At 73.8% G+C, this 6,025-nt stretch carries 6 protein-coding genes; 1 reads left to right on the forward strand and 5 read right to left on the reverse strand.

Annotated elements, in window-relative coordinates; translation table 11 throughout:
* Positions 1–88: 88 nt before the first annotated feature.
* The gene (locus ABD308_RS04460; RefSeq protein WP_344325841.1) at positions 89–733 is read right to left on the reverse strand and encodes an acyl-CoA-like ligand-binding transcription factor; all 645 of its coding nucleotides are present in this window, start codon (positions 731–733) and stop codon (positions 89–91) included.
* 47 nt (positions 734–780) lie between these two features.
* Here ABD308_RS04460 and ABD308_RS04465 point away from each other — a divergent pair, with 47 nt between their 5' ends.
* On the forward strand, positions 781–1,731 hold the full coding sequence (locus tag ABD308_RS04465) for an oxidoreductase (protein ID WP_344325844.1): 951 nt from the start codon (positions 781–783) through the stop codon (positions 1,729–1,731).
* Positions 1,732–1,933: 202 nt separating this feature from the next.
* Here the strand turns inward: ABD308_RS04465 and ABD308_RS04470 are convergent, their stop codons facing one another.
* From ABD308_RS04470 to ABD308_RS04485, 4 genes are all read right to left on the reverse strand, one after another.
* Positions 1,934–3,409, reverse strand: a complete 1,476-nt coding sequence (locus tag ABD308_RS04470; RefSeq protein ID WP_344325847.1) for a M6 family metalloprotease domain-containing protein — start codon at positions 3,407–3,409, stop codon at positions 1,934–1,936.
* Positions 3,410–3,646: 237 nt separating this feature from the next.
* Positions 3,647–5,023: a cobyrinic acid a,c-diamide synthase CobB gene (locus ABD308_RS04475; RefSeq protein WP_344325850.1), complete on the reverse strand. Its 1,377-nt coding sequence runs from the start codon at positions 5,021–5,023 to the stop codon at positions 3,647–3,649.
* Between the two features lie 19 nt (positions 5,024–5,042).
* The gene (gene cobO, locus ABD308_RS04480) at positions 5,043–5,648 is read right to left on the reverse strand and encodes a cob(I)yrinic acid a,c-diamide adenosyltransferase (protein ID WP_344325853.1); all 606 of its coding nucleotides are present in this window, start codon (positions 5,646–5,648) and stop codon (positions 5,043–5,045) included.
* 5 nt (positions 5,649–5,653) lie between these two features.
* A partial coding sequence (locus ABD308_RS04485; protein WP_486327006.1) for a vWA domain-containing protein occupies positions 5,654–6,025 on the reverse strand: 372 nt, incomplete at its 5' end.

A 6,025-nucleotide genomic window follows, 5' to 3' on the forward strand; every position in this document is an offset into this window, starting at 1 on the left:
CGTGGCGTTCGCCCCCCGACGCCGTCCACCGGGCACTCACGGTCGGCCGCCCGCTCACCCCGTCCGCGCCCCCGGCCCGGCCGGGCGGTCAGGCGGCGGGCGCGTCCAGGGCCGGGGCGAGGAGGGCGAAGGCCTGGGCGGTGAGCGCGACCGGGTCGGCGGCGCCGTCGCTGTCGCTCCACCGCTCCAGCACGGCCCCGAAGGCGGTCAGCGCCATCCCGGCGGCGAGCCGGGGGTAGAGGTCGGCGGCCGGGTCGCGGTCCAGCCGGCGGGCCAGCTCTGCCGACAGCCGCTCGCGCCACTCGGCCTGCCGCTCCAGGAAGCGGGCGTGCAGGGCCGGGGTGCGCAGGATCAGCTGGACGGCGCGCAGCGCCCGGTCGCCGTGCTCGCCGCAGGCGGCCAGTGGCACCGAGACGGCGTGCCGCAGGGCGGCCGAGGGGGGCTCGGTGGTGGGGCGGGCGGCCAGTTCGGCGCCGATGCCGGCGCCCAGGTCGGCCAGGAACCGGACGATCACGTCCTCCTTGGACGCGAAGTAGCGGAAGAACGTCCGCTTGGACACCCCGGCGTCGGCGGCGATCTCGTCCACCGTGACGGCGTCGAAGCCCTTGGCGGTGAGCAGCCGGAAGGCGGTCTCGGTCAGCTCGTCCTCGACGAGTTGGCGCTTGCGCTGGGCCAGGCTGACGGCGGGTCGGGAGGTCACCCGACGATGGTAACGCCATGCCGGTGATGTCATCCAGTAACGTCTTGACACCAAGTGACACGAGCGGCAGCATCTGCCACATGAAGCCTTTGGAGCCATGGAACGCCGGGCGGATCCCGGACCAGAGCGGGCGGGTGTTCGTCGTCACCGGCGCGAGCGGCGGGCTGGGGCTGGCCACCGCGCGGGCGCTGGCCGAACGCGGCGGGCGGGTGGTCCTGGCGGTCCGCGACGAGCGTCGCGGGCGCGAGGCCGCCGCCCGCATCGCCGCCGGCCTGCCGGACCCCGGCGCGGACGACCGGCTCGAAGTCCGCCGTCTCGACCTGGCCGACCTCGACACCGTCTGGACCTTCGCCGACCGGCTGTGCGCCGACCACCCCAGGCTGGACGTCCTGGTCAACAACGCGGGAGTGCTCGCCCCGCCCCGCACGCTCAGCCCGCAGGGCCACGAACTCCAGTTCGCCGTCAACCACCTCGGCCACTTCGCCCTCACCGGTCTGCTGCTGGGCGCCCTCGCCGCCGGCCGCGACCCGCGCGTGGTGACCGTCAGCTCGCTCAACCACCGCAAGGGCCGGATCCACTTCGACGACCTCACCGGCGCGCGCGACTACGCGCCGATGGCCTTCTACGACCAGTCCAAGCTCGCCAACGCGCTCTTCGGCCGTGAACTCCACCTCCGGCTGGGCGCGGCCGGCAGCCCGGTCCGCAGCCTGCTCGCCCACCCCGGTTACACCGCCACCGGCCTGCAGACCAGCGGGCCGACCGGCCTCACCCGGCTGCTCTACGGACGGCTGCTCAGGCCGCTCGCCCAGCGCCCGGCGGACGGCGCGCTGCCGCAGCTCTACGCGGCGACCGAACCGGCCGCGCGCGGCGGGGAGTTCATCGGTCCGGACGGCCGGGGCGAACTCCGCGGCGCGCCGACCCCGGTCCGGCTCGCGCCGTCGGCGGTCGACGCCGAGGCGGGCCGCCGGCTCTGGGAGCTGTCGGAGGAGCTGACCGGCGTGCGGTTCGGGCTGGCCGGGGTGCCCGCCTGACGCGGATTCGCGAATGCTCGGTCGGATCGTCCGCGGGCGGGCACGCCCGGATCGCCGCCGCTGCCCGGTCCGGCCTCACCAGCCGCGCCCGGTGCGGCTCCGCCGGAGCCACCGTCGGAGCCGCGCAACGCGGCGGGCAGGGCGGCGATCGATCACCTGGCAAGTGCTCGTCTGACAAGTGTTCACCTGGCAGGCGGTCACCTCACTCGATGGTCACGCTCACCTCCATCTGGCTCGCTCCGGGCGCGCCGGCGACATCGAGGGTGACACCGCTCCAGGTGCCGTCGGGCTCGTTCAGCGCCGGGAGGGTGTGCTCGCCGATGCTGGTGTTGCCGAGCGACGGGTAGAGGTCGGTGTCGTCACCGCGGTTTCCCAGGCCGAAGATCTTCGCCAGGTCGCGCCGGCCGTCGGCCTGCATCAGCTCGATGGCGAGGTGGCGTTCGTCGTTGACGTTGTCGATGTTCTCGTCGACGACGTACGCGGCGATGCCCTGGTCCGGCAGGAACTTGTCCTGCCCGCTCTGGCGCCGGTACTCGACGATGATGTACTGCGTGCGGGTCATCCGCGGGCTGCGGACGAACAGGATGTCGCCGCCCTCGGAGACCGGGCGCAGGGTGATGTCCTTGGTGGTGCTCTCGATCAGCTTCGGGGTGGTCCAGCCCTGGAACATCCGCAGCATGCCGTTCGGGTACACCGGGGTGACGCCCTTGTTGCCCCAGGAACCGGCCGCCATCAGGCAGTAGTTGCCCAGGCCGTTGGACTTGGTGAACTCGACGTCGCCGGTGTCGTAGTAGTCGGCGTAGCCGCAGGCCAGGTGGCCCCACTCGTGGCAGCAGACACCGACCTTGCAGTCCTCGGGGACGGTCAGGAAGGTCTGCACGGCCAGTCCGGGCGCGACCGGCGTGGGCTGCTCGTTGACCCACTTGGCGCTCCACAGGGCGGACTGCACCTCGGCCGGGTCCTCGACCGCCTCGGCGCCGGTGCCCGCGTGGACGACGAACAGCGCGGTGACCCGGCCGTCGTCGAGGGCGTCGAAGTCGTCGGTGAACCTGACGCCCTGCTTCTTCGCGATCTCCAGGGCGTCGAGGGCCATGCCCTGTTCGTTCCTGGGTGCCCGGCCCAGTCCGGACTGGTTGTCGGCGTAGAAGGTCAGCGGCTTCGGCAGCTGGAACCAGCCGTGCACCTCGCCCTGGACGTCGATGCCTCCGTTGCCCGGGTTGGCCGGGTCGAAGCCGCTGATCAGCCGGTAGTAGTCGCGCATCGAGCCGGTGGCGAAGGTGCCGGCGCTGAAGAGCAGCTCCTCGAAGTGCTGGGGGGTGTTCGCGGGGTCGTGCGGATGGTCGGGGAAGTCGACCAGCAGCACCATGGTGCGGACCACGCCCGTGAGCTTCTTGCTCGGACGGGTGATCAGCTGGGCGTCGGTGCTCGCACCGGGGCGGGTGGATCCGTCGTCGAGGCCGACGACGTTCTCGCCGCGCACCCGGGAACGCCAGACGTAGTAGTACTGGCCGAAGGTGATGTGCTTCGGCAGCCGGCGGGTCTCGATCAGCTTCAGGTACTCGTCATGGAGCGCCTGGAGCGCTTCCGGTGACAGCGGCACCGGGCAGGGGTGGGACTGGTGGGGGGTGGGGAGGTCGGTGAGGGGGCTGGGACGCAGCGGGGTTAATGTGTAACGCATCGTGACGGCTCCTTCGAGCCTGCTCGCCCCGCCGGGGCGTGTGCGGCGCCACTGGGGCGTGTTCGGCGCCCCGCCGAGCGGGAGGTCGCCGGCAATCGGTCGGCTCGCCGAAAGGCGGTCGGGTCTGGCCGGTACCGGTTGCGAATGGGGCGATATGCGGTTGTCTGTCCTTATTTTGACGCTCCGCATGGCCGCCTGACCAGACCCGGAGGCCTGCCGGTTTCCGCCGGGTGCGGCTCAGCCCGCCCGGTACGCGGCGGCGGCCGCCGTGAAGGTGGCGGCGAGCTGCGGGTATCCCGCCCAGTGCAGGTGCAGATACGAAGCGTGAACATTTTCGGCGCCCGGTGCGCCCGCGAATCCCTCGGTGTGCGGGCCGGTCGGCAACCGCCAGCCCCAGGCGGGCCGTTCGCCGGCGCCCGGCTCGCAGACCGTCCGGTGGAACTCGTGCCCGCGCAGCCGGGCCCCGGCCGGCGCCAGCGGCGAGTCGTGCAGCGCGACCGCCTCCCGGTACCCGAGGGTCAGCCGCTCGGTCATCCGGGCCGAGCCGTCCAGCACCCCGCACATCGGCAGGCCGTCCAACTCGCGCCCGAGGTAGAGCAGTCCGGCGCACTCGGCGGAGACCGGGCCGCCCGAGGTGGCGAACTCGGCGATCGCGGCCCGCAGCCGATCGTTCGCGCTGAGTTCCCGGACGTACAGTTCGGGGAACCCGCCGCCGATCACCAGGCCGGCCGTGCCCGGCGGCAGGCCCTCGGCGTGCAGCGGGTCGAACGGCACCACCTCGGCGCCGGCGGCGGCCAGCAGCTCCGCGTTCTCGGCGTACGAGAACGAGAACGCCGCACCCCCGGCCACCGCGATCCGCGGCGCGCCCCCGATCCGGGACACCTCGCCCGAGGCGTCCCACGGTTCGGCGTCCAGCGGCGGCGCCGTGCGGGCCAGCGCCAGCACCGCGTCCAGGTCCACCGAGGCGGCGACCAGGCCGCCCATGTCCGCCACCGCCCGCAGCGCCTCCGCCGAGCGCTCCACGGCCGGGATCAGCCCCAGGTGCCGGGACGGCGTGGCGACCGCCGCCGAACGCCGCACCGCGCCCAGCACCGGCACGCCCGAGCCCTCCTCCAGCGCCTCGCGCAGCAGCCGCTCGTGCCGGTCGGAGGCGACCCGGTTCAGGATCACCCCGGCCAGCCGCACCTCCGGATCCCAGGAGGCGAAGCCGTGCACCAGCGCCGCCACCGACCGGGACTGCGAGGAGGCGTCCACCACCAGCACCACCGGCGCCTTCAGCAGCTTGGCCACGTGCGCGGTGGACGCCAGCTCGCCGCGCCCGGAGGCGCCGTCGAACAGGCCCATCACGCCCTCGACCACCGCCACGTCGGCCCCGGCGGCGCCGTGCAGCAGCAGCGGGGCGATCCGCTCCGGCCCGCACATGAACGCGTCCAGGTTGCGGCCGGGCCGCCCGGCGGCCAGCCCGTGGTAGCCCGGGTCGATGTAGTCCGGGCCGACCTTGTGCGGCGATACGGTCAGCCCGCGCGCGGTGAGCGCGGCGATCAGGCCGGTGGCGATGGTGGTCTTGCCGGCGCCCGAGGAGGGCGCGGCGACGACGAGACGGGGGATGTTCACGGTGTTCAGTGCCCTCCGGTCACCACTCGATGCCGCGCTGGCCCTTGCGGCCGGCGTCCATCGGGTGCTTGACCTTGGTCATCTCGGTGACCAGGTCGGCGAAGTCGGTCAGCGCCTCCGGGGCGTACCGGCCGGTGATGACGACGTGCTGGCCGCCCGGGCGGTCCTTCAGCACGGCGACCACCTCCGCCGGGTCGATCCAGCCCCAGTGCATCGGGTAGGTGAACTCGTCCAGCACGTAGAAGCGGTAGGTCTCGGCGGCCAGGTCGCGCTTGACCTGCTCCCAGCCCTCCTTGGCCGCCGCCTCGCTGTCCAGCTCCATCGCGTCGGTGCGCTGGATCCAGGACCAGCCGGAGCCCATCTTGTGCCAGTCGACGGTGCCGCCCTCGCCGGAGGCGCCGAGCACCCGCAGCGCGTTCTCCTCGCCGACCTTCCACTTGGCGGACTTCACGAACTGGAACACCCCGACCGGCCAGCCCTGGTTCCAGGCGCGCAGCGCCATGCCGAACGCGGCGGTGGACTTGCCCTTGCCGGGGCCGGTGTGCACGGCGGTGATCGGCAGGGTACGGCGCTGGCGGGTCGTCAGGCCGTCATCGGGGACGCTCTCGGGGACACCCTTGGGCATGGGGCTCAGGCCGCCTTTCGGTTAGCGGGGGAGGTCGGACGGTTCTCGCGGACGAGTGAGGCGACGCCGTCGGCGCGCAGCTCGTCCAGGGTCACGGAGGCGGCCCGCAGCCGGGTGGCCAGGGCGCCCGCCAGACCGAGCCGGACCGGGCCGGACTCGCAGTCCAGCACCACGCTCGCCACGCCCTGCCCGGCCAGCAGCCCGGCCGCCCGGTGCGCCCGCGCGACGGCGTCCCGGCCGCCGCCGGTGGCCCGGCCGTCGGTCACCACGACCAGCAGCGGACGGCGGTCCGGGTCGCGCAGCCGCTCGACCCGCAGCACCTCGTGCGCCCGCAGCAGGCCGGCCGCCAGCGGGGTGCGCCCGCCGGTGGGCAGCGA

The organism is Kitasatospora putterlickiae, assembly GCF_039527695.1.
Lineage (GTDB): Bacteria > Actinomycetota > Actinomycetes > Streptomycetales > Streptomycetaceae > Kitasatospora > Kitasatospora putterlickiae.

Excerpts from the sequence above, each read along its gene's own strand:
- ABD308_RS04460 (WP_344325841.1), bottom strand. The coding sequence starts at position 733 with ATGACATCACCGGCATGGCGTTACCATCGTCGGGTGACCTCCCGACCC.
- ABD308_RS04465 (WP_344325844.1), top strand. The coding sequence starts at position 781 with ATGAAGCCTTTGGAGCCATGGAACGCCGGGCGGATCCCGGACCAGAGC.
- ABD308_RS04470 (WP_344325847.1), bottom strand. The coding sequence starts at position 3,409 with ATGCGTTACACATTAACCCCGCTGCGTCCCAGCCCCCTCACCGACCTC.
- cobO (WP_344325853.1), bottom strand. The coding sequence starts at position 5,648 with ATGCCCAAGGGTGTCCCCGAGAGCGTCCCCGATGACGGCCTGACGACC.